Below are 23,739 nucleotides of genomic sequence, written 5' to 3'. Positions count from 1 at the left end.
AGAATGTAGTATGCGGAAACGCAAACCGCCAAATATAACAAATTTCAGTATTGCTGGCTACTTTGTCAACGAGACGAGATGAGCATCGCGAGCTCTTGTTTTTCTACGTCCGAAAGGCCTTCTGTTCGGCTTTTAGCTAGCAAGGTTGCAATTTGTTGCTCAACACACTGGGCAAACACTTTGTCCAATGCGTCGTTAAAAACTGTTTCTACGATGTCGTCATCCGTTGCAAGATCCCAACTCGCGAGTTGAGATAAGATGGCTTCATCTTTTGTATTACGCCAGTGCTCTAATAACTGGCCAGTAGAGATATTGGGGTTGGAATGACATTTATCAACCAACGTTATCAATAAATTTATCCCCGGCACCTTCAGTGAGCCTAATCCTGTGACTTCAGGGACGCCTTCAGAGAGAGATGGATTTTGCAATAGCAAGGCGATCACCACACGCATGGGGGTTCGCTTCATCTCTGGCTGAGGTGGTTTCGCCGCGGCGACACTACCATGTTTAGAGAGTAGTTGTGAAAGCTGGGCTTCGTCAGGTAGACCCAGTTTTTTTCCCAACATTTCTCGCAAATATAACCGTAAAGTACCGCCTGGTACTTTATCTATCAGTGGCACCGCTAGTGTACTCAGTTTGGCCTGCCCTTCGCGTGTACTGGTATCTACCTGTCGCATCAAGGTATCAAACATGAAGTTGGTTAGCGGTGTTGCTTGTTTTACCTGCTCTTCAAACGCGTCTCGGCCTTGATTACGAATAAACGTATCAGGGTCGTCACCGTCGGGTAAAAACATAAACTTAAGTTGTCTTCCGTCACTGAGATACGGTAACGCTTGTTCCATTGCACGCCATGCGGCATCACGACCTGCTCGGTCACCGTCATAACAACAGATGACGGTGCTGGTTTGGCGAAAGAGCGTTTGCATGTGATCGCCCGTTGTCGCAGTACCTAGTGCTGCAACGGCGTAATCCACGCCAAACTGAGCAAGCGCCACAACATCCATATACCCTTCAGCAACGAGAACTTGCTCCGGTTCTCGATGCGCCTGCATGACTTCATACAAACCGTAAAGCTCTCTACCTTTGTGGAAGAGCGGTGTTTCTGGTGAGTTTAGGTATTTTGGGGTGCCATCACCGAGCACTCGACCACCAAAAGCAATAACACGCCCGCGTCTGTCGCGGATGGGAAACATGACACGCCCACGAAAACGGTCATAACGACGGCCATTCTCGTTCTCGATTAACATACCGGCAGACACGAGGCCTTTTTGCGACTCTGGATCGCGCCCAAATCGTTGTCTGACTTGGTCCCATTGATCGTCTACATAACCGATTCCAAAGGCTTTGACGACTTCGCCACTCAGCCCTCTACCTTTTAGATATTCAATGGCATCAGGGTATTGGCGCAGTTGACCTTGGTAAAACTGGGCTATTTGCCCCATCATTTCGTAGAGGCTGCGTTTTTCTTCCTTGGCTGGACCAGAAGGGCCATTACCGCGCTCGCGGGGTACCTCTAAACCAAGCGAGTTGGCGATTTCTTCGATAGCATCAGGAAACTCAAGGCGATCAAACTCCATGACGAAGTCAATGGCATTACCATGCGCGCCACAACCAAAGCAGTGATAAAACTGCTTCTCTTGGCTGACAGAAAAAGAAGGCGTTTTCTCGTTATGAAATGGGCAACACGCGGTGTAGCTTTTTCCGGCTTTCTTTAGCTTCACCCGGGCATCAATGAGCTCGACGATATCTACTCGCGCTAAGAGGTCATCAATAAAGGAACGGGGAATCAGTCCTGCCATACGTGCTGCTACCTTGGAACAATTTGCAAAACAGAATACGTTAAAGCACTAAATTATCAATGCGCTAAAGTATTATGTGAGTGGTTTTTAGATACGAACAAGCCGCGTAATCCAATCAAATGGATGACACGGCTTGTTGCAAAGGTTGATAAAGGGATTAACCGAGTTTCGCTTTCACGAGTTGGCTAATTTTCCCCATATCGGCACGACCCTGAACTTGTGGTTTCAGCACGCCCATCAGTTTGCCCATGTCTTGCATAGAGGCAGCACCAGTCGCAGCGATGGCTTCATCCAGAAGAGCAGCGATTTCATCGTCACTCAGTGGTTGAGGCATAAACTCGTCTAGTACAGCGATTTCAGCAAGCTCTACATCCGCAAGATCTTGACGACCTGCCTCTGTGTATTGCGCAACTGAATCACGACGTTGCTTTACCATTTTGGTCAGCACAGCAATGATGTTTTCATCGGTAAGCGGCATTTGCTCATCGACTTCACGTTGCTTAATTGCTGCCATTACTAAGCGGATGGTACCAAGGCGAGGTTTGTCTTTCGCCTTCATCGCCGCTTTTTGTTCGTCCTTAAGACGCTCGATCAGAGTCATGTCAGGTTCCTTCTGCTAATCAGTGATTAGTACAGACGAACGCGACGCGCGTTTTCACGAGCCAATTTTTTCAGGTGACGCTTAACCGCTGCTGCTTTAGCACGCTTACGTACAGTGGTTGGCTTCTCATAGTGCTCGCGACGGCGAACTTCTGAAAGGATACCTGCTTTTTCGCAAGAGCGCTTGAAACGACGTAGTGCTACGTCAAACGGTTCGTTTTCACGTACTTTGATTACTGGCATGTAATACTCACCTCAGAGTGTGTTCGTTTATGCTGACGGCCAAAAGTGCCAGCTGTTTAAAAATGGTGCGAAATTTTAATCCGAACTATGGGGCTTTGTAAAGCAAATTGCTGCAATGAACTGGTTAATTTCTGGCAGCGAGGGTAACATGTGCGCAAATCGCGCTGAGTATCAGAGGTAAGTATGCGAATTCTCGGCATTGAAACGTCTTGTGATGAGACGGGCATCGCCATTTATGATGATGAAAAAGGCTTACTGGCACATCAACTTTACAGTCAAGTTAAGCTACACGCTGATTATGGGGGCGTTGTTCCTGAGTTAGCATCACGTGATCATGTGAAAAAAACGATTCCCTTGATTCAGGCTGCACTGAAGCAAGCGAATTTAACCAAAGATGATATCGATGGTGTCGCATTTACTGCGGGGCCTGGGTTGGTGGGCGCGTTACTGGTGGGCGCGACCATCGGACGCAGTATCGCTTACGCATGGGATGTGCCTGCGGTACCTGTCCATCATATGGAAGGACACTTGCTGGCACCTATGCTAGAAGATGATGTCCCCGAGTTCCCTTTTGTGGCGCTACTTGTTTCGGGTGGTCATACCTTGTTGGTCGATGTGAAAGAGATTGGTGAGTACACCATCTTGGGTGAGTCCATTGACGATGCCGCGGGTGAAGCGTTTGACAAAACGGCGAAGTTAATGGGATTGGATTACCCGGGCGGTCCACGGCTTGCTAAGTTAGCCGAGCATGGTACTGAAGGGCGTTTTACTTTTCCTCGTCCAATGACAGATCGTCCAGGGCTTGATTTCAGTTTTTCAGGCCTAAAGACATTTGCGGCGAATACCATTCGCGCCAATGAAGATGATGAACAGACACGCGCAGATATTGCCTTTGCCTTTCAGCAAGCGGTTGTCGATACTTTGGCGATAAAATGTAAGCGTGCATTGAAAGAGACAGGCCGTAAACGCTTGGTGATTGCGGGTGGTGTGAGTGCGAATGTGTATTTACGCGAGCAGCTCGCCGAGATGATGACCAAAATGAACGGTAAAGTGTATTACCCGCGTAATGAATTCTGTACCGATAACGGTGCGATGATCGCTTATGCAGGTATGCAGCGCCTAAAGAACGGCGAAGTGCTCGATCTTGGCGTGAAAGCGTATCCGCGCTGGCCTCTTGATCAACTGACACCCGTTAGTGTGAGCAAGTAAATAGACCGCGCATTTTAGCCAGCTACAAAAAACGCAGCATTATAAGCTGCGTTTTTTTATGTGCATTAATAATGACAAAGGGTTATCCCGTCGACTCTTCTTGCTTTCTTTTCTTATCAAACTTATGCCAAATCTTGCTTTCTTTACCTTTAATCAAGCGGGCGATGTTTTCACTGTGTCGCCATAAGATAAGGCATGACAGCATGGAGACGGCCATGGTGTACTCCGGTTTAAAGAACCAAGTACAAAGCGGTGCAAGTAGCGCGGTGACAACGGAGCCGAGGGAAGAGAAACCACTTGCAGCAACAACAGCAAGCCAAACGGCGATCAATAAGCCCGTTAAGTCAGCACCGATAGGTGCCAGCGCACCCAGTGCCGTTGCAACACCTTTCCCACCTTTAAAATGAAAGAAGATAGGGTAGATATGGCCGAGGCAAGCGGCAATACCGATAAAGCCAAGATAAAGCGGGTTCAAGCCAATAAAGTAGCTTCCCCAAACGGGCAACATGCCTTTCAATATGTCGCAAATGAGTACCAAGAGGGCGGCGCTTTTTCCACCCATACGCAGTACGTTGGTCGCGCCAGGGTTGCCAGAACCTGTTTCGCGAGGATCGGGTAAACCGTACAGACGACAAATTAGCACCGCACTGGATACAGAACCCAGTAAGTAAGCTGCGATGATAATCAGAAATACCGATGCCGTCATGTTGCCTTCCATATGCTCACCGACGTTAGATTGACGAAACAACCTGTGCGGTGCGAGTTTGACCTGTGATATAGTTCGATGTCTTTATCACCTGATAATACGCGCTTTTAGGCGTATTGGGTATCCGACCTGTAGATTATTTTGGCTAGGTTTCACAGATGGATTGCGTTTTTATTGAACAACTTGAAGTTATCACAACAATTGGTGTGTATGACTGGGAGCAAGAGATCAAGCAAAAGTTGGTGCTTGATATTGAGATGGCACACGATAACCGCCCAGCGGGTAAGAGTGATGATGTTGTCGATGCATTGGATTATGCCAGTGTGAGTCAAGCCGTGACTGACCACGTCACGAATGGGCGCTTTTTATTGGTAGAACGTGTTGCGGAAGAAGTCGCGGCATTGATTCAGCAAAAATTCAGTGTGCCTTGGGTGAAAATTCGTCTTACTAAGCCCGGCGCCGTCGTGAATGCGCGCGGTGTGGGTGTTGTTATTGAACGCGGGCAACGCGCGTGACACGTGTATTCATCAGTGTTGGTAGCAACATTGAGCGAGAAAAACATGTCAGATTAGGTTGCGAAGCGCTAGCGTCATTGGGTGTGTCGCTGCGTTTCTCTACTTTATATGAGGCTGAATCTGTTGGGTATCAGGGGGCGAACTATTTCAACTTTATTGTTGAAATGGAAACGTCACTCTCGCTTGATAGATTACTCGGCGCATTGAAAGCCATTGAACAACGTTATGAGCCAGAAGTGCAACAGCAGGGCTATCGACAACGTTGCTTAGATCTTGATGTCATTTTGTATGGTCAAGAAACTTCGGTATCGCCTTACCCGCTTCCCCGCAACGATCTGTTTAAATTCGCTTTTGTTTTGTTACCAATGAGTGAGCTCGCGCCGGAACTTTTGGTGCCGGGTCACTCTAAGACTCTACTAGAACTATGGCAGTCCCTCTCTCTGCAGCCTCCGATGCAAACACAGTCATTACAGGCAGTTGATTGGGACTTTTACAACAATAAGGAAAAATAATGAGCGCTATTGAAGCTTTTGTGTTGGCTTTGATTCAGGGCCTGACGGAGTTCTTACCTATCTCCAGTTCAGCGCACCTGATCTTGCCTTCAGCAGTGTTAGGTTGGGACGATCAAGGGTTAGCGTTTGATGTCGCGGTGCATGTGGGAAGTTTAGCGGCGGTTATGATCTATTTCCGCAAAGAGGTTGTCGCCTTATTTACGGCTTGGATAGCGTCCATGTTTAAGGGGGATCGTAGCCCAGAAGCAAAACTCGCTTGGTTGATCATTGTCGCTACCTTGCCTGCAGGTATTCTTGGCTTTGTGCTGGATGATTTCATTGATGCGTATTTGCGCTCTGCGTATGTCATCGCGTGTACCACCATTGTGTTTGGTTTATTGCTATGGTGGGCTGATAAAACCTCACGTCTTGAATACAACGAGTACCAAGCGACATGGAAAAAAGCCTTGATCATTGGTTTTGCACAAGCGGCAGCCATGATTCCGGGTACCTCACGATCTGGCGCCACCATGACAGCAGCACTGTTCCTTGGTTTTAATCGTGAAGCGGCAGCACGTTTTTCTTTCTTGATGTCGATGCCAATTATCTTAGCCGCAGGTGGATACCTAGGTGCAAAAACAGTGGCAACTGGGGCGACCATCGCTATGATGCCACTCCTCGTCGGTATCTTTGTCTCGTTCGCAAGTGCTTATGCATGTATTCATCTCTTCTTAAAGCTTGTGACCCGTGTCGGCATGTTACCTTTTGTCATCTATCGCTTAGCTCTGGGTGTCTTCTTAATGGGCTTTCTCCTTTTAGGTAGTTAACTCTACTGTGCGCGCTAGGTATCAACCTAGCGCGTTGCTCTTCTTCTTTCTCTTCTTGATATGCGCTAACCGTGTTGCTCATAAGTTCTGCTAATGAGGCTGATAAGACTTATTAAGTTTATTTGAAACGATGTTCAATTGCATAATGAAGTCCATTAAAGAAACACTGTTTTTTATGTGGCCTGTTAGTGAAGGCGCATGAGTATTGATTTACCTAAGAGATTGTACTGATGAAAAAACTCAGCTTTGTAGCAATGATTCTGGCGACGCTAGTGGGTTGCAATTCCTCGGGCTCAGACGACACAAGCTCAACGTTGCCTGACGCTCCGGTTGAACGTCCTCAACCTGATGATGTGACGCCACCACGTCCAATCCCTGCGCCTGGTGACGATGTGCCTTCGCGACCGACGCCTGACTGGTATCTTGAAGCGGCAACGATTTACGGCATGAGCGTCGAATCACTGGAGGCCGTGTGTGAGTTTAGTTATGACGATGAAAGGCATGGTCAGGTTTATCCTTCGCGCTGTTACTGGGAGGAGGATGTACTCACAGTGACTTACTCGTCGGTTGATGTGTATGCGCAAAATGGGAAGCATGATGGTGTGCGTAATCAACTGAGTTGGGTGATTAGTCCAGAACTTATAAGTGAAGGGCATATTTGGCCTTCAGTATGGAACCATGATGCCAGCATGGATGAGAAAGAAACACGGGGGATTGAAGAATCCAACTTTTTCGGCTTTGAGGAGTGTGTACAGTGGAGCTGCGACAACACGGTGCAGCGTCAGCACTATTTGATGCCTGAGTTTAAACATGGCTTAGCGGTGTCGGATGGTAAGCCACATCTTGATGACACCGATTTTACCTTACGTACTTATGAAATTGGCAGCCCTTTACGCGTGTTTATCGATTACTTCTCAGCGAACTATGATGTCGCACTGCAGTGGAACGTGATTCATGTTGAAGCTGATTTTATGAAGCACTTGCATCCCGTATTAGCGCCAGCATTTGGCTATTAACTTAGCCGGCGTCTTGTGATGGTGAAGGAAAAGAGCCGAGCCATTCGGCTCTTTTGGTTTCTCGGTTACCAGAAAGATCGAACCCGCTGAATATGGAGACGCCGTTAATCGGTGACTTGCTGAGCTTTAACCGACGCTACGGCTTCTGCGCGTTGTCGATTTAATTCCGCTTTTATATCAGCACCTTTATACCCAGCGGTGACGATTGGTTTGACATCGACGGCTTGTGCCGCAGTGAAACACGCCAACACATAGTCTGCTTGAGGGTAAGCGTTGTCCTCAAAACCGATTCGACCTCGGCTATCGGCTCGACACGCAGTCACCAATTTTTCTACGCGCTCTGGTTTTCGCCATGCATCAATGCGATCAAACAAGTTCGTCAGCGTACTCGGTTTGAGTTCCATCGCGCGATGAATATTGGTGTGTTCTGCACAAACAATTAACGCTAGATCTCGGTAACTGTTGGGGACTTTGAGACGGTGACAGAGTTGCTTGACCAACTTAATGCCACGTTTTTCATGAGCAATGTGTCGCGGCCACTCCTCTTTAGGTGTCGTTCCTTTTCCTAGATCATGGAGTTGCGCCGCAAATCGGACCTCAGGATCATCGCTTTCAGTGGCGGCTTGCTTAGCGACAAGCAAAGTATGGATGCCACAATCAATTTCTGGATGATGTTGTTCCGGCTGAGGCACACCGAAAAGGGCATCAATTTCAGGCATGATGACATGCAACGCGCCACTGAATCGTAGCGTCTCTAAAAAGACATCAGGGCGTTCGCTCGTCAGTGATTTATGCCACTCTTGCCACACGCGCTCAGCGGTTAGCGCAGAGAGCTCCCCAGAGACCGACATGTCGATCATTAGTGTAAGTGTCTCTGGAGCGACATGGAAACCGAGATTGGCATAGCGCGCTGCAAAACGTGCCACGCGGAGTACTCGAAGAGGATCCTCGCTAAATGCGGCGGAAACATGACGTAGGCGTTTGGCTTCAAGATCTTGCTGACCATTGAAAGGATCATGAATATTGCCTTTGGCATCCTGAGCCATGGCATTAATGGTCAGATCGCGGCGGATCAAATCTTGCTCTAGGGTGACATCCGGCGCCGCGTAGACGGTGAAGCCCGTATAACCTGAACCAGATTTACGTTCGGTACGCGCCAGTGCATGTTCTTCTCTTGTTTCTGGATGAAGGAATACAGGGAAGTCCTGTCCAACTTGTGTGTAACCGAGATCCAGCATTTGTTGCGGATGCGCGCCGACAACGACCCAGTCACGATCTTTTACGGTTAAACCGAGTAGGGTGTCACGTACCGCGCCACCTACAAGAAAAGTTTCCATATTTGTCCCGTTTTCTGCATGAATGCAGGTTGGCTCGCATCAATCCACGAATCTCAACGCATTCAGAATATGTTCTTGGCCCTTATTGTGGCACTATTGTCGACGATTGTTTATCTCGGACCCACGTTTATGTACAAGGATTTTTTCTCGTTAAAGGAATCGCCCTTTACCATTATTCCAAGCGCCCGTTTTCTCTACTTGAGTGAACGTCACCGCGAAGCGTTGAACCATATGGTTTCAGGGCTCGCTGATGGTGGTGGCTTTGCACTATTGACTGGCGAAGTGGGGACCGGGAAAACAACGGTACTTCGCGCACTGATTTCGCGTCTAGAAGAAAATACTCAGGTTGCGACTATCCTCAACCCAAGTCTTTCTGCGAATGAGTTATTGGCCAGCCTGTGTGATGAGCTGGCACTAAGCTATACCGATGCAAATAGCTTAAAGCAACTGACCGACACCTTGTTTGATAAGTTGAAAAGTAATGAGGCGGCCGGCAAGCAAACGGTGCTCATAATTGATGAAGCCCAACATTTGATGCCCGATGTGCTTGAGCAGTTGCGCTTACTGACGAACCTTGAGAGCGAGAATCGTAAGTTATTAAAAGTGGTGCTGATCGGCCAGCCTGAACTCCAGCAGCTTTTACAGCAAGATAATTTGCGTCAGCTAGCGCAGCGTATTACCTCTCGCTACCACCTGCTGCCGTTAACCGAGACCGAAGTCGCCAGTTACATTGGTTATCGCTTACAAACAGTCGATTGCCTAGAGACAATTTTTAATGCTAAGTCGATGACGGTGATTGCCAAACGCACCATGGGTATTCCGCGTTTGATTAATCTGGTTTGCGATAAGTCGATGCAGATTGCTTGCCAGCAGGGTAAGCGCATCGTGACGGCAGATATTGCAGGGCAAGCCTGTGATCACGTCCTTGATTGGCAATCTTTAACGATAGATACCGAGCCGCAAAAAAACAAAACCACCCTAGTGGCAGCCGCTATCGGGCTTGCGCTAGTTGGGGTGGTTGGTTACAAAACCTATCCTTGGTTTACCGTGCCAACATTGCAATCAGCACAACCTGTTGCCGAGGTTGAAGCCTCCTCTGTCGGTGTCAGCGATGCCAGTACGGTATTGGTTGCTCAATCTGATGACATTGCCTCAGTGGTTACGGCGGCGCTATCAACAGCAGTTGAGACGACGCTAGCAGAAACGACCACTGTTGAGCCCATCGTTGTCATGCCAGTACAACCAGTAAGTTACCCCGATGATGTTTGGTCGCTGGTGGGCGACGAACGACAAGCATTGCGTACACTCGCAAGGCTGTGGGGGATTGCGTTGGCATATCCCCAGTCTAATTGTGGCTTATTGGCCAGTGGGCCGATGCAGTGTTATCAAAGTACGGTTTCACTCCCTTTGCTGCGGATGGTCGATAAGCCTGCGGTCGTGACGCTTTATCAACAAGATGCCACACTTTATGCGGTGGTTTATGCGGTTGATGAAAATCAAATCGAGCTACTGATTGACGGCTATAAGGTTGTTGTGAGCCATGACTGGTTTGAATCACATTGGTTGGGCGAGTCGTTATGGCTTTGGAAGCCGCCGTTTGCTGACACGGTCATTTTACCAGGTCAAAGTGGTGAGCCAGTAAGATGGCTTGATCAACGTTTGGCATTGGTACTGGGTGAGCGCCAGCTCAACACTCGTACCTTGACGCCGGCTATGCGAAATCGTGTGTCGCGCTTCCAGCAGAATCAACTGTTAGACGCAGATGGAATTCCGGGGCCGATGACCTTGATGTCATTGCAGTCCGCCCTGAGGTTGTCTGGTCCTGATTTGATGCCTCTGGAGCGCAAGATCACGCGCATTGATGGCGAATATACCTTTGCACCTTACCCTCAGCTGCCGGCCGGAAATCCCTTGCTGTTAACCGCACCGCCTGAAACAGAGCTCACCTCTCCCGTATTGGAAGCCCCAGTGGTTGCAGAGCAAGTACCTCGACGAGAGACAGAGACGGTGAGTTCGGGCGGTGATAACCCCATAGAGCTTGATCTGTCGGAACTTTCCCCTGAGCTGGCGAAACGCGTGCAAGCCGCACTAGAGGCCGGTGAGGAGGCAGAGCGCACGACATCGGCAACGTCCACAGAAGACGCTGTGGTTGCGGAAGAATCAAGCACAGAGCCGAGTGTTGTTCCTATTGGTCAATTGCCTTTGGCTGTACAAGATCGCTTGCCAACCTTGAACTTTCAAACCCATATTTATGCCTCTACAGCGGGTGCGCGTTGGGTGAAAGTGAATGACCGAGAGTTGTTTGAAGGTGATGAAATCGCACCTGGCCTAACTTTAGAGAAGATAGCGCCGAACCATGTTGAGATGGGGTTCGAAAACTATCTCTTCAGTATGCCAGCATTATCAGAGTGGTAAACGCGACACTGAACAATGAATAAGACAAGGGCTCGTCATTGACGAGCCCTTGTTGTTTTTTCTTCACAAGCAAGATTGGAAGGCCAGTTTAAGCCCAACCGCTCGGCGATTTCTTCTTGCGAGGAATCAAGTGGGGAAGCAGCAGGCCAAGTAGAAGTCCGCCACCAGCAACCATACCACCCCGCATAAACCAGCGCATGAGTAGATCATTGTGTTGTGTATCGAGTTTCTTACTCAAAGTGCCCACTTCCGTCTCGGCAGCGTTTAAGCGTTCACTTAGCATCTGATTACGCTCTTCCAAATCAGAAATTTTATCTTCCCGATCTTTCAGTGAAGAGACCAAGCTGGCATTGCGTTGGTCAGCATCTTGTTCTGCTGTCGCAAGTTTCGCCTTGGTTTCCGTGAGCTCTTTCTCAAGCGCAGGTAAGCGCTCTTTGAGCCCAGGCGTGTTGGTGATGAAATCATTCTTGATCCAACCTTCACGACCACGGCTGTCTTTGATTTTAATGTAGCCACTGCTGGCTTCGAGTTGGGTTACTTTTGCGCCAGCGTTAACGCTACCTAGTATGCGGTACTGCGTGCCAGGACCAGAGTGCATATAAGTAAACAAGTCATCAGAGATATACTTGGTTTGAGCATGGGCTGGGGCGGATAGAGCGCAAGCCAAAAGAATGAGGCGAATAAAATGCTTCACTGCGGGATCCTTCACGAATCTAATTTTTTATGTTGAAGCTGAGATAGTAAGAACTTTATGAGAAGGGTGCAACCATGGAGAGGGAGATGACCCCTCTCCTTGGCGGTAAATCACTTCTTAACTAATCATGACTTGCATGATTTTGAAGAATATGACAGCGAGTAATGCACCTGCTGGAAGCGTAATTACCCATGATGCGACAATGTTACGCACCACTCCGAGGTTCAGTGCAGCGATACCACGCGCAAAGCCAACACCGAGCACAGCACCCACTAAGGTCTGCGTGGTTGAAATCGGCAAGCCTGTACCAGACGCCACTACAACGGTTGATGCCGTCGCAAGCTGAGCGGCAAAGCCACGGCTTGGCGTCAGTTCTGTGATACCCGTACCGACCGTCGCCATCACTTTATGCCCTAGCGTGGCAAGACCAACGACAATACCGATACCACCCAGCGGTAAAATCCACCATGCAATTTGGGTTTTCTCAGCGATTTCACCCATATTTTGTACCGTTGAAACGATCGCAGACAGCGGGCCGATAGCGTTTGCCACATCGTTAGAACCGTGCGCGAAGGCCATGGCACAAGCCGTAATCACCATCAGCAAGCTGAAGACACGCTCGACGCCAGCAAAACCATTGCTGTCAACGGTGGTGCCATCGTCGGTGTACTTACGTTGGATGTAGACGTAGCCAACAACCATGACGAAAAATGACACAACGGCAGAAGCTAACCATGCTTCACCGGTTGAAAGGTGAAGGCCAACGTGCTTCAGACCTTTTGTGATAGTTACAAGAGAGATCACAAGTGTGGTCAGGAACATGTAGCCCGGCACATAACGCTTGGCGTTATTGAGCGGGTTGGCGGTATCAAAAATCAGTCGTTGCGCACTAATGAAGATAAAGTAAGCGAACAGACCCGAGATAAACGGTGTGATGATCCAGCTACCAACAATCCCTTTCACTGAGTTCCAATCAACCGCTTCAGTACCTACAGAGATACAAGCGAAGCCGATAATGGCACCAATGATAGAGTGCGTTGTAGAAACGGGCCAGCCCATGAAAGAGGCCACGATAAGCCAAGTGCCTGCCGCAAGCAGGGCTGACATCATACCGTAAACCAAAACGTCAGGCTGGTGTGCGAAGAGATCGGTGTCGATAACACCTCGGCGAATAGTGTCGGTCACTTCACCACCTGCAAGGTAAGCACCGGCAAATTCAAAGATCATTGCAATGATGATGGCTTGCTTGACGGTCAGCGCTTTCGAGCCAACAGACGTACCCATAGCATTGGCAACATCGTTTGCACCAATACCAACAGCCATAAGGAAGCCAAAGACGGCAGCTACGATAATCAGTAGCGGACCATACTGAGCAATAATTTCCATTGTTTACAACCTATTTCAACAAACGCGATTTATGCGCGAGACAACATGAGTTCAAGGCGTGAGCCCACACGTTGGGCTTGATCAGCGATTTCGCCAACCCACTCTAGAATTTTGTAAAGGAACATGACATCCACAGGGTTGTGGTCAGCCTCAATGGCGAGCAGTTGCTTACGCAGACCGATCTGCATGGCATCTGTGTCGTCCTCGATTACATCTAGCTGGTGGATCATTTCTTCCACCAAAGTGACTTCGCGGCCTTTAAAGCCAGTCTCAAGGAGTTCATCGAGTTCGTGTATCACCTTCTTAGCTTGTTTGGCAGAGTCGAGACAACGCTGCACATAAGCGATAAAGTCGGCGTACATAGGAGAAGGGATTTGCAGTTGACGCCCATAGACTCGGCCCGCAATATCTTTAGCGATATTGGCAAGTTTGTCTTGTTGGGTCAGTAGGCTCAGCATGTCAGTGCGATCGACTGGCATAAATAAACCACGAGGAAGACTCAAACGAATTTCACGTTTCAGCTGATCGGCTTCTTTCTCGAGATGAGAAATTTGCGCACGTAGGGTTTCTGCTTGCTCCCAGTCACCGTCATGACAGGCGGCGAAGAAAGGAACGAGTTGCTCACAGCAGGCATGGACTGTCGTCACATGATCTTGCAATGGCGTCAGTGGGGACTTTGCAAACAGCCCCATAATTGTATTAACTGGCATGGAGATCACACCTTAATTGCCAAATGGCGAAAAAATAAGCGATGGTTTTAAGCGGCGAATGTTACCCCAAGGCCGCGTCCAATAAAAACATTTTCATGTCTATACATTCCTGAAAATTCGGCTTGCTGTTGGCAAACTTTGCCCATATCCTTGAGATGTCACGTATTATAGGGTTACGTATGGAAACCGAAATAGAGTTGAAATTTTTCGTTTCAGCACAATTTTCAGGCACTTTGGCGTCAAAAATCGAGCGATTTAAGGTATTACAGAAAGGACGGCGTGAGCTGGGCAATACCTATTTTGATACGCCAGATAAGCTCTTGAGGCAACACGATATTGGTTTGCGGATTCGTCGTTTTGATGATGTTTCTGTCCAGACTTTAAAAACTGCGGGTCGTGTTGTCGCCGGACTGCACCAACGTCCTGAGTACAACGCTGAACTCTCAGATAATCAGTTAAACCTCTCTCTTCACCCGGCCGATGCTTGGCCAGACTCCTTCGATATCAACAGATTACAGGCCGATTTGGAGCCGCTATTTTCTACCAACTTCGAACGTCAGCAATGGCTTGTTGCGTTGAATGATGGTAGCCAAATTGAAATTGCCTTTGATCAAGGAGAAGTGATTGCGGGTGAGCAACGCGATCCTATCTGCGAAGTTGAGCTCGAACTGAAGTCAGGTCAGACTGAAGCGCTTTTTTCGTTGGCACGTGAATTATGCAGCGAAGGAGGCATTCGTCTGGGCAACTTGAGTAAAGCCGCGCGCGGTTATCGTTTAGCCAGTGGTTATGACGGTGATAGCGTGAAAGCGCTGGCATTACTCGAAACAAACGATAGCCACACGGTTGAGCAAGTGTTTGTAAACAGCTTAGAGCACGCCCTCTCGCATTGGCATTACCATGAGCAGATCTATGTAGAGCGTCAAGATCACCAAGCACTGTATCAGATCCGCCAATCTATTCAGTTGATCATGCAGGCCCTCGCCGTATATGGGGAGATCATTCCTCGTCGCGGCAGTGCGTTAATCCGCCAAGAGTTGAAATGGTTGCGTGGCGAGCTTAACTGGCTTGAAGAAGCGGCGAGCATTGAACAACTTGTCTCGGATAAAGGCCACAAGATGCGCAAGCTAGATGCGCGTAAGTCGCTAGTGAAGCAGTTGAAAAAGCGTATGGAGCGTCTCCCGAGTGAGGAAGAGATGCTGGTGTTGTTTCAGTCTTCTCGCTACTGCAATCTGCTGCTCGATTTAAGCCGTTGGATCTTGAGTCATGGCTGGCAGCCTCTGTTGGATGATAAATCCCGCGAAACATTGTCTCAGAGCATACGTCCTTTTGCGGATGAGCAACTCAACTACTCATGGGATGAGTTGTTGCAAGTTTTCCCTGTGGATAGCCAGTTTAGTGCTGATGATTACATTGGTCTTTACAACAAGTTGGCGCGTAACCTGCTGACTGGCGTCTGTTTCGCCACGTTATATGATGAAGAGGCGCGAGAAGCGTTCCGTCTACCTTGGTACGATTTGTTGCACGGAATTGAAGATCTTCAGCAACTCGAACAAATTGGTCGTTTACTTGAAAAGCAACCAGAGCAGGAAGATCGCGATCAGATCGGTCGTTGGCTGGCACGAAAGCAGTCTTCATTATTAAGTGCGATGCAACAAACCCGCGACAATAGTTTAACGTTAGAAGCCTACTGGCTGTAATCATTGATAGAAGGAATAGCCGCACTGTGATGTGCGGCTATTTTTTTCGCTAAAGATCTTCGATACCTTCTCCGATAACACTCATATGTCTATGGTTTTCTATAAGAAACCGAACTTTCTTTCTCAGACTTTAACTGCTGTTCAAGCGAATCGATGCGTTTCAGTAAACGTTCTTGATTGTCGAGGATCTGTTGCCATTCAGGTTGCACTTGATGGCGTTTTTGAATGGCGCTGCTAACAAGGCCTGCAACCATGCCGAAGATGGCGACACCAGAGACAATCACAATGCCCGCGATGATGCGTCCCCAGTTAGTCACCGGGTAGAGGTCACCATAGCCGACGGTAGAGATGGTCACAATGACCCACCACAACGCATCATCTGCATTGGTGATAGTGGCATCAGGTGCATTGCCTTCGACGAGAAGAATAAAGGTCGATCCTAAAGTTAGGAGCAGAGTGAGAAGGAGAATTAAGGACGCTAGCGTCGTCTCCTTTGGCGCTCGGGAGAGCTGGCCAAGGACATCCTGACTGGTGCGAATGAGGCGAATAACGCGGAATATTTGAAACAAGCGCATAAAGCGCAGTGGTTCGATAATGGGCACGCTGGCAATAAAGTCAATCCAATGTTGACGAAGGTATCGGCGTTTATTGCGGCTGCGAACGAGGTCGATGGAAAGTTGAAACCAGAATATAAGGCAGATAAAAGTATCAAGGATGATAAGCCAGTGAAAACTGTCGGTATACCTTGCTGCAATCATGGATACGACAACAATGATAAGTGACACCAATGAGAGGGCGAATGCCATTAAGCTCATCGGGTGCAACTGATGCTCATCGGGTGCAAAGTTTTTCATTCTTGTTGTTTTTTCATGTCATTAAAAGGTTACACTAAGAGAGCCCGTTAACCATTTGACTTAACAAAAATTAACGTCGAATGGCTAGCTGGCCTTACCTACTATAAAGAAATTCGTCAGGCCTGTCAGTGAGGTAGGCCTAGATGGAACAATAGCAAAAGGGAGACCCAATATGGCCAAACTGACTTTTAAGCCATGGGAAAAAACAGTCACGGATATTAAGCTAGTACCTAAGTTGGTGCTACTTATGGTATTCAGTACAATTTTGGTGCTAGGAAAACAGCTTTGGGATGCACGCACATTCCATCAATCGCTGCTAGAAATACAGCTTCACACCCAGCAAGAGTTAGCCGCGGCTAACCTCGCCACCTTGCAAGTATTAAAAAACAGTAACCCTGAAGTGATCCCTTCGGTGATCGCTGACACTAATCTCGCCTATGGCGAAGACATGACCGTGTTTTTAGTCGACAAGGCATCTGGTGACATTCAGGGCCATCCCACTGCGCGTTCGCTTCAGCAACTCGCGGCAGTGACAGAGAGCGGTGTCAGCCAAAGCAGTCGCCTGCGTCAGGTCGCGACTGACGACAGTTGGTGGCTAGGCGATGGTGAGGTGTTGGAATATGCCAAGCTCAGCCAAGATGGGACATACTGGATTGTGGTTTCTCAGACCTCAAAAGAGGCCGACGCATTTTACGCGGATTACCTTGTTCAGGTTGCATGGCAAACTGTCGCCATGATTTTGATCTTCATGGTTGTGCTGCTCGGTGGATCGTCGATCATGTTGCGCCAGTTCCGTTACTTGAGTAACAGTATTCAGCAGATGTCGGATCGCAATCTCGCTGAAAAAATTGAGATGCAATGTAAAGATGAGTTTGGCGAGCTGGCTCAATCTCTAGAGCGCACACGTGAGCAATTACGTGATGTAGTGTTAAATCAACGCACTACATCGCATGAGTTGTCGGAAGTGACCGAAGTGATGACAATGAGCATGCAAGAGACCCGTGAAGCCGCGCAAGAAGAGTTCAATGAAATTGATCAGTTAGCCTCGGCAATGAGTGAAATGACGTCGACGGTTTCAACCGTTGCAGAGCATGCTAAAAATGCATCGCAAGCGACCGAAGGCACCTCAGAGCAAGCCAAGCAGGGGCAGCAGTTTGTATCTCAAACGGTACATACCATTGAACAACTTTCCAATGATATTACTGCGTCAGCACAGGCGGTAAATCAAGTGGAAGAGCGTGTTGAACGTATTGGCTCCGTCGTCACGACGATTCAGAGTATTTCTGAGCAAACGAACTTATTGGCATTGAATGCGGCGATTGAAGCAGCGCGTGCAGGTGAAGCGGGGCGCGGCTTTGCGGTGGTTGCGGATGAAGTGCGCAACTTGGCAGGCAGTACCGGTGACGCCACCATCGAGATCCAAGAGATGATCACACAGCTCCAACAGAGTGCGCAAGAAGCGGTGAACTTGATGGAACAGAGTGTAGTGGAAGCGGCAGATGGCGTTGAGCTGGTGACAAAAGCGGGCATGGAGCTTGATAGCATAGTGCACCGTGTTCAAGAAATTAATGACATGAATTTCCATATTGCTTCAGCCGCAGAGCAGCAAAGCCAAGTAGCAGACGAGATGAATCAAAATCTCACCAATGTGCGTGAATTGGTCGAAGGTTCTGTTACTGTTGTTACTGAGCTCACTGAAACCGCAGAAGAGATGCAAAATACCGCTGCGGAAATGGAAAACAAGATTCAAGCATTTAACGTTTAACGTAGGGATACAAGGAGTCGCAGATGACGTTGCCTTCATTAATGGCGCAAGCCGCGGATAAACACTGGCAACATCTGCAAGAACAACACCCCGAAGTCACGACAAGCTTGTCTGCGGAACAACAGGCAAGCTTGTTGTCGTTAATGGGGTACAGTGATTTCATTGCTAACAGTGTTATCCAGCAGCCAAGCTTGGCTGAATGGTATTTTGCTGCCGAGCAAAAACCAGAAAAAGCCCGTGTTTATCGAACCCGTCTTGCCAACTTGTTGGCCGAAGTGAATGATGAACCGAGTTTAATGCGGGTGTTACGTCGTTTTCGGCGTGAAGAGATGGTCTTGCTTGCCGCGCATGATTTCTTAGGAAAGCAAAGGTTAGAAATCAGCCTCGCGCGCCTGTCTGAGCTTGCTGAAGCCATCATCATGGAAGCCTACCACTGGCTTTATAGCCGCTGTTGTCAGGAGTGGGGGACGCCAACCAATGATGAGGGTGAAGCGCAACCTATGTTGGTGCTTGGTATGGGGAAACTCGGTGGTGGCGAGTTAAACTTCTCTTCTGACATCGACCTGATTTTTACCTATCCCGATAACGGCGAGACAGTTGGCGCGCGTCGCAGTATCGCGAATGCCCAGTTCTTTACGCGTTTAGGTCAGCGACTTATCAAAGCACTCGATCAACAGACTTTTGATGGTTTCTGCTACCGAGTCGATATGCGTTTGCGACCTTTTGGTGATAGTGGCCCCTTGGTAATGAGCTATGCGGCACTTGAAGATTATTACCAAGAGCAAGGGCGCGATTGGGAACGCTATGCAATGATCAAAGCGCGGGTCATGGGGAGAGAGAGCTTCTCGAGATACCAAGAGCTGCGCCAAATGCTGCGCCCATTTGTGTTCCGTCGTTATATCGATTTCAGTGCGGTGCAATCACTGCGTCGTATGAAAGCGATGATCAGCAGTGAGGTGCGTCGTCGTGGCTTGCATAACAACATTAAGCTTGGCCCCGGTGGGATTCGTGAAGTGGAGTTTATCGCGCAATCTTTCCAATTAATCCGCGGTGGTCGTACCCCACAACTGCGTGGACGAGGGCTCCTCGAAACCTTAAAAGCGATTGCTGAGAATGGTTTGCTACCAGCAGAAGAAGTGGACGTTCTCCGCGCAGGATACTGCTTCTTAAGGCGAGTTGAAAACTTGCTACAAGCGATTAATGACACTCAAACCCAAACCTTGCCCGATAAGCCATTGGATCAATGGCGACTTGCTCATGCCTTAGGATGCTCTGATTGGTCAGCACTTGAAGCTGAGATTACAGGTCATATGGCCGCGATCCATCAGGTGTTTGATGATCTTATTGGTGACGATGAGCAAGAGCAGCAGGGAAGTGTCGAAGCTCATTTCCAAGAGATATGGGATATGGCACGGAATGAAGACGTGCTGTTGACTATCTTTAACGAGTTCAGTTTCGTCCAGCCAAGCCAGTTGTGTCAGCACTTACTCAATGTGAAACAGGAGTTGAGTAAGCGTACCTTGGGTCAACGTGGTCGGGAAGTACTGAACCGATTAATGCCTTCTTTATTAAGTCATATTTTGCCGCGAGATGACGCACCATTGGTGTTGAATCGAATTTTAGAACTGGTGATCGCCATCGCCACGCGGACGACTTACCTAGAGCTCTTGGCTGAACATAACAATGCGCAGATCCAATTGGTGCGATTGTGTGCGGCTAGTACCATGATTGCAGAGCAGTTGGCGCGCTATCCGATCTTATTGGATGAGTTACTCGATCCGAATCAGCTCTATCATCCCATTCCACTAGAGCAGTACCGTGATGAATTGCGTGAGTACCTTGCTCGTATCCCTGAAGAGGATATGGAGCAGCAGATGGAAGGTATTCGTCAGTTCAAGCAGACGCAATTGCTCCGTATCGCGGCAGCAGACATTGCGGGTGTGCTGCCGGTGATGAAGGTGAGTGATCACTTAACCTATCTTGCAGAAGCGATTGTTGATGCCGTGATCAGTCAAGCCTGGTTCCAGACTGCGTCAAAATATGGTTCACCAAGCTACTTGAAAGAACGCGGTGGTCGAGGCTTTGCAGTGATTGGCTACGGGAAGGTAGGTGGTTGGGAGCTGGGGTATAACTCGGATCTTGATATTGTTTTCCTGACTGATTGCCCAGCGAATGATTATACCGACGGTGATAAGCAGATCGATAGTCGCCAGTTTTATGTGCGTCTTGCCCAACGTGTCGTGCACCTTTTCTCGACACGTACGACGACGGGTGTGCTTTACGAGATAGATACACGGCTACGCCCTTCAGGCGCTTCAGGTTTGCTGGTTAGCACGGTGGAAGCGTTTGAAGAGTATCAACATCAGGACGCGTGGACGTGGGAGCATCAAGCCCTGGTTCGAACGCGAATGATTTATGGTGATATGCCTTTGGCTCAAGCATTTAGTAAAGCGCGCAAAGGTGTGCTGCGCTTAGCGCGCGAGCCGGAAAAGCTACGTCAGGATGTCGTCGAAATGCGCGAGAAAATGCGCGATCATCTTGGTGGGAAAAAAGCGGGTCGCTTTATGATCAAGCAAGATGCTGGTGGGATCACGGATATCGAGTTTATCGCTCAGTACCTTGTTTTGAATCATGCAAAATCGCTGGGTGCGCTGACCAAGTGGTCTGATAATGTGCGGATCTTTGAGATGCTGGCTGAATGCGAGGTCATTGGGCATGCCCAAGCACAGGCGGTGATCAATGCTTACACTGGCCTGCGTGATGAGATCCATCGCTTGAATCTGCGTGGGCTTGATGCCGATGTGGCGGGCGATCAGTTTGAGACAGAGCGTGACGTGGTGAAGGCGATGTGGCAACAGTATCTAATTGATTGCTAACGATGCAAACGTAAACCTAAAAAATAGCCCGCTCGTTCGACGCGGGCTTTTTTTATCTATTGGCTCGAGGATCTTTATCGCCATAGAGGTTAGGCGCCCCTTCTGGACGGGTCTTAAAACGTCGGTGTAGCCACATATATTCTGCAGGTGCTTTTCGTATCGCTGCTTCTATCACCTGGTTTATTTTGGTCGCTGCGGCTTCAACATCGTGATAAGGGAAGTCTTCAACGGGCGCTACTTCGCAAATGTAACCTCTATTATCCTTGCGGCGGCGGAAACTGAACCCGACCACCGCAGCTTTTGAGGTATCGGCTAAAATGGATGTTCCTGTGGTTGTACAGGCATCTTCGACACCAAAGTAAGGGACAAAGACAGAGCGACGAGGGCCATAGTCGTGATCAGGCATGTACCACAATGCCCCGCCATCTTTGAGCGCTTTAATCATTCCTTTAACGTCGCGCTTATGGATCATGCCTCGATTGACGCGAACACGGCCCTTGAACTGGACGTAGTCATAGGCGGGATTGTTGTTAGGGCGGTAAACCCCCCATCCCGGGACTTGACTGCCCATGGCCCGCGCGCAGATTTCTAAATTGAGGTTGTGATAGGCCAAAATAATGACGCCACGCCCTTGCTGGGTTATCTCGGCAACTTTTTCCATGCCGCGGACTTCAACGAGGCGATTTAAACGCCATTGCGGCCAAAACCATGCGATACAGGTTTCAAATAACGCAAGGCCACTGTTCTCGACGTTTTCTCTCACTAAATTGTCAATTTCATGTTCACTGAGTTCAGGAAAACAGAGCTCAAGGTTGCGCTTAGCGACATAGAGGCGTTTGTGCATAATACGCATCATTAAGTGCCCTGTGGCACGGCCTAAGCGCAGTAGGACAGCATAAGGAAGCCAAGAGATGAGGTACATCAGCCCCATACCAAACCATACTAGCCAGTAGCGAGGGTGGAGCAGTCCAACATGAAATTGAGGAGAAGCGTATTTACTCATAGCGAGAGAAGTCACTGTTCCGGATGAAAAAGAGCTTGCTATTGTAAATGAATTGACCGCCTGAGTCTCCCAGCCTCAGTTGGATAATGTTACACTCGGCTGGTTTCCTGAATTTCGGAGAGAAAAATGAAACTGACGCTTCCTGATTACGATCTTGCTTCTGTACTGGTGGTTGGCGATGTGATGCTAGATCGCTACTGGACGGGTCCTACAGGCCGTATTTCACCGGAAGCTCCGGTGCCAGTGGTCAAAGTTGACCAAATTGAAGAGCGTCCTGGTGGTGCTGCAAACGTCGCGATGAATATTGCAGCCCTTGGCGGTCACGCGCATTTGATCGGCTTAACGGGTCAAGATGAAGCGGCTGAAGCGTTGCGTCAGACATTAACGTCTCTAAAAGTGAACTGTGATTTTGTTGCACTTCCTGATTATCCAACTATTACTAAGTTGCGAGTGATGAGCCGTGGTCAACAGTTGATTCGCCTTGATTTCGAAGAAGGTTTTCATGGGGTTGCTGAAGAGCAGGTCCTGCCTCCAATCGCGCAAGCTATGCGCGATGCAAAAGTGGTGATTCTTTCTGATTATGCCAAAGGTGCACTTACCCATGTGCAGGCAATGATCCAATCTGCGCGCGACGCGAATGTTCCCGTATTGGTCGATCCTAAAGGGACCGATTTTGAACGTTATCGCGGCGCGACGTTACTGACACCTAACTTGTCTGAGTTTGAAGCGGTTGTCGGCAAGACCAGCGGCGATGAGGATATTGTTGAGAAGGGCTTAGCCGTGATCGAGCAGTTCGATCTTGAGGCGCTGCTGGTCACGCGTTCTGAACATGGTATGACATTGATTCGTAAAGGCGCAGAACCATTCCACTTACCAACCCAAGCGCAAGAAGTGTTTGATGTGACTGGTGCCGGCGATACGGTGATTTCGGTCTTAGCAGCCTCTTTGGCCGCTGGTAAAAGCTACGAACACGCGTGTGTTATGGCGAATGCCGCCGCGGGTGTAGTGGTTGGCAAACTAGGGACTTCAACGGTGTCGACCATTGAACTCGCTGAAGCGGTGCATGGTTGCCAAGAAACGGGTTTTGGTGTGATTGCAGAGTCAGCGTTGAAAGTTGCTGTTGCTGAAGCGCGTAAACGTGGCGAAACCGTGGTAATGACAAATGGGTGTTTCGATATCTTGCATGCGGGACATGTTTCCTACCTCAATGAGGCGCGTAAGCTTGGTGACCGCTTAATTGTGGCGGTGAACACTGATGAGTCGGTGAAAATGCTTAAAGGCCCTGGACGTCCAGTGAATCCTACCGATCGCCGTATGGCGGTACTAGCAGGGCTAGGCAGTGTGGATTGGGTTGTGCCGTTTGGTGAAGAGACACCACAGCGTTTGATCAGCGAGATTTTACCCACTCTGCTTGTGAAAGGTGGTGATTATAAGCCAGAAGAGATTGCTGGCGGTGTTGAAGTGATCGCTGCTGGGGGCGAGGTGAAAGTGCTCAACTTTGAAGATGGCTGTTCGACAACGGGTATCATTGAAGCGATTCGTAGTGGTAAGGGCTAAGCTGAGCACTTCGCATCGAAAGCATTAAAAAAGGCACCG

Annotated in this window: 20 protein-coding genes; 10 read left to right on the top strand and 10 right to left on the bottom strand. The window is 48.8% G+C overall.

Annotation, left to right across the window (positions count from 1 at the left end; genetic code table 11):
* Positions 1–65: 65 nt before the first annotated feature.
* The 3 genes from dnaG to rpsU form a co-directional block, all read right to left on the bottom strand.
* Positions 66–1,799 carry a DNA primase gene (gene dnaG, locus TSUB_RS14445; protein ID WP_087018912.1) on the bottom strand — a complete coding sequence of 578 codons (1,734 nt, stop codon included), beginning with the start codon at positions 1,797–1,799 and terminating at the stop codon, positions 66–68.
* Positions 1,800–1,956: 157 nt separating this feature from the next.
* The gene (locus TSUB_RS14440; protein WP_087018910.1) at positions 1,957–2,400 is read right to left on the bottom strand and encodes a GatB/YqeY domain-containing protein; all 444 of its coding nucleotides are present in this window, start codon (positions 2,398–2,400) and stop codon (positions 1,957–1,959) included.
* Positions 2,401–2,426: 26 nt separating this feature from the next.
* Positions 2,427–2,642 carry a 30S ribosomal protein S21 gene (rpsU, locus tag TSUB_RS14435; protein ID WP_086939748.1) on the bottom strand — a complete coding sequence of 72 codons (216 nt, stop codon included), beginning with the start codon at positions 2,640–2,642 and terminating at the stop codon, positions 2,427–2,429.
* Positions 2,643–2,825: 183 nt separating this feature from the next.
* On the opposite strand from rpsU, the gene tsaD reads away from it, so the two are divergent.
* Entirely contained in the window at positions 2,826–3,851 is a 1,026-nt protein-coding gene (tsaD, locus tag TSUB_RS14430; protein ID WP_087018908.1) for a tRNA (adenosine(37)-N6)-threonylcarbamoyltransferase complex transferase subunit TsaD, read from the top strand.
* 82 nt (positions 3,852–3,933) lie between these two features.
* Here tsaD and plsY read toward each other — a convergent pair whose 3' ends face one another.
* A complete protein-coding gene (gene plsY / locus TSUB_RS14425) occupies positions 3,934–4,557 on the bottom strand; it encodes a glycerol-3-phosphate 1-O-acyltransferase PlsY (RefSeq protein ID WP_087018906.1) in 624 nt (207 codons plus the stop codon).
* A 158-nt stretch (positions 4,558–4,715) separates the two neighbouring features.
* Between plsY and folB the strand changes: the two genes are divergently transcribed.
* The 4 genes from folB (at position 4,716) to TSUB_RS14405 (ending at position 7,406) form a co-directional block, all read left to right on the top strand.
* Positions 4,716–5,072 carry a dihydroneopterin aldolase gene (folB, locus tag TSUB_RS14420; protein WP_087018904.1) on the top strand — a complete coding sequence of 119 codons (357 nt, stop codon included), beginning with the start codon at positions 4,716–4,718 and terminating at the stop codon, positions 5,070–5,072.
* On the top strand, positions 5,069–5,584 hold the full coding sequence (folK, locus tag TSUB_RS14415) for a 2-amino-4-hydroxy-6-hydroxymethyldihydropteridine diphosphokinase (RefSeq protein WP_087018902.1): 516 nt from the start codon (positions 5,069–5,071) through the stop codon (positions 5,582–5,584). The genes folB and folK overlap by 4 nt, the downstream gene beginning before the upstream one ends.
* A complete protein-coding gene (locus TSUB_RS14410) occupies positions 5,584–6,390 on the top strand; it encodes an undecaprenyl-diphosphate phosphatase (protein ID WP_087018900.1) in 807 nt (268 codons plus the stop codon). Before folK ends, TSUB_RS14410 begins: the two co-directional genes overlap by 1 nt.
* A 230-nt stretch (positions 6,391–6,620) precedes the next feature.
* Positions 6,621–7,406 (top strand): hypothetical protein, encoded by a 786-nt coding sequence (locus TSUB_RS14405; protein WP_087018898.1) that lies wholly within the window; start codon positions 6,621–6,623, stop codon positions 7,404–7,406.
* A gap of 104 nt (positions 7,407–7,510) precedes the next feature.
* On the opposite strand, the gene TSUB_RS14400 is transcribed toward TSUB_RS14405, so the two are convergent.
* Complete coding sequence (locus tag TSUB_RS14400; RefSeq protein WP_087018896.1) at positions 7,511–8,743, bottom strand: multifunctional CCA addition/repair protein; 1,233 nt, start codon at positions 8,741–8,743, stop codon at positions 7,511–7,513.
* A 129-nt stretch (positions 8,744–8,872) separates the two neighbouring features.
* On the opposite strand from TSUB_RS14400, the gene TSUB_RS14395 reads away from it, so the two are divergent.
* On the top strand, positions 8,873–11,158 hold the full coding sequence (locus TSUB_RS14395) for an AAA family ATPase (protein WP_159064863.1): 2,286 nt from the start codon (positions 8,873–8,875) through the stop codon (positions 11,156–11,158).
* Positions 11,159–11,246: 88 nt separating this feature from the next.
* Here the strand turns inward: TSUB_RS14395 and TSUB_RS14390 are convergent, their stop codons facing one another.
* From TSUB_RS14390 to TSUB_RS14380, 3 genes are all read right to left on the bottom strand, one after another.
* Entirely contained in the window at positions 11,247–11,852 is a 606-nt protein-coding gene (locus TSUB_RS14390; protein ID WP_087018892.1) for a TIGR04211 family SH3 domain-containing protein, read from the bottom strand.
* Between the two features lie 117 nt (positions 11,853–11,969).
* Positions 11,970–13,238: an inorganic phosphate transporter gene (locus TSUB_RS14385; protein ID WP_087018890.1), complete on the bottom strand. Its 1,269-nt coding sequence runs from the start codon at positions 13,236–13,238 to the stop codon at positions 11,970–11,972.
* 29 nt (positions 13,239–13,267) lie between these two features.
* Positions 13,268–13,948 carry a TIGR00153 family protein gene (locus tag TSUB_RS14380; RefSeq protein WP_087018888.1) on the bottom strand — a complete coding sequence of 227 codons (681 nt, stop codon included), beginning with the start codon at positions 13,946–13,948 and terminating at the stop codon, positions 13,268–13,270.
* A gap of 179 nt (positions 13,949–14,127) precedes the next feature.
* Here TSUB_RS14380 and TSUB_RS14375 point away from each other — a divergent pair, with 179 nt between their 5' ends.
* Positions 14,128–15,645: a CYTH and CHAD domain-containing protein gene (locus tag TSUB_RS14375; RefSeq protein ID WP_087018886.1), complete on the top strand. Its 1,518-nt coding sequence runs from the start codon at positions 14,128–14,130 to the stop codon at positions 15,643–15,645.
* Positions 15,646–15,734: 89 nt separating this feature from the next.
* On the opposite strand, the gene TSUB_RS14370 is transcribed toward TSUB_RS14375, so the two are convergent.
* On the bottom strand, positions 15,735–16,499 hold the full coding sequence (locus TSUB_RS14370; protein ID WP_087018884.1) for a potassium channel family protein: 765 nt from the start codon (positions 16,497–16,499) through the stop codon (positions 15,735–15,737).
* Positions 16,500–16,671: 172 nt separating this feature from the next.
* Between TSUB_RS14370 and TSUB_RS14365 the strand changes: the two genes are divergently transcribed.
* Both TSUB_RS14365 and glnE read left to right on the top strand, forming a co-directional pair.
* On the top strand, positions 16,672–18,264 hold the full coding sequence (locus tag TSUB_RS14365) for a methyl-accepting chemotaxis protein (RefSeq protein WP_087018882.1): 1,593 nt from the start codon (positions 16,672–16,674) through the stop codon (positions 18,262–18,264).
* Between the two features lie 23 nt (positions 18,265–18,287).
* Positions 18,288–21,140: a bifunctional [glutamate--ammonia ligase]-adenylyl-L-tyrosine phosphorylase/[glutamate--ammonia-ligase] adenylyltransferase gene (glnE, locus tag TSUB_RS14360; protein ID WP_087018880.1), complete on the top strand. Its 2,853-nt coding sequence runs from the start codon at positions 18,288–18,290 to the stop codon at positions 21,138–21,140.
* A gap of 52 nt (positions 21,141–21,192) precedes the next feature.
* Here glnE and lpxL read toward each other — a convergent pair whose 3' ends face one another.
* A complete protein-coding gene (gene lpxL / locus TSUB_RS14355; RefSeq protein ID WP_087018878.1) occupies positions 21,193–22,143 on the bottom strand; it encodes an LpxL/LpxP family Kdo(2)-lipid IV(A) lauroyl/palmitoleoyl acyltransferase in 951 nt (316 codons plus the stop codon).
* A gap of 126 nt (positions 22,144–22,269) precedes the next feature.
* On the opposite strand from lpxL, the gene hldE reads away from it, so the two are divergent.
* A complete protein-coding gene (hldE, locus tag TSUB_RS14350; RefSeq protein WP_087018876.1) occupies positions 22,270–23,700 on the top strand; it encodes a bifunctional D-glycero-beta-D-manno-heptose-7-phosphate kinase/D-glycero-beta-D-manno-heptose 1-phosphate adenylyltransferase HldE in 1,431 nt (476 codons plus the stop codon).
* Positions 23,701–23,739: the final 39 nt, after the last annotated feature.

The sequence above is a fragment of the Thaumasiovibrio subtropicus genome (genome assembly GCF_019703835.1).
Classification (GTDB): Bacteria; Pseudomonadota; Gammaproteobacteria; order Enterobacterales; family Vibrionaceae; genus Thaumasiovibrio; species Thaumasiovibrio subtropicus.
Note: the sequence above shows the minus strand (reverse complement) of the source record. Positions and strands in the feature narration are given on the sequence as shown.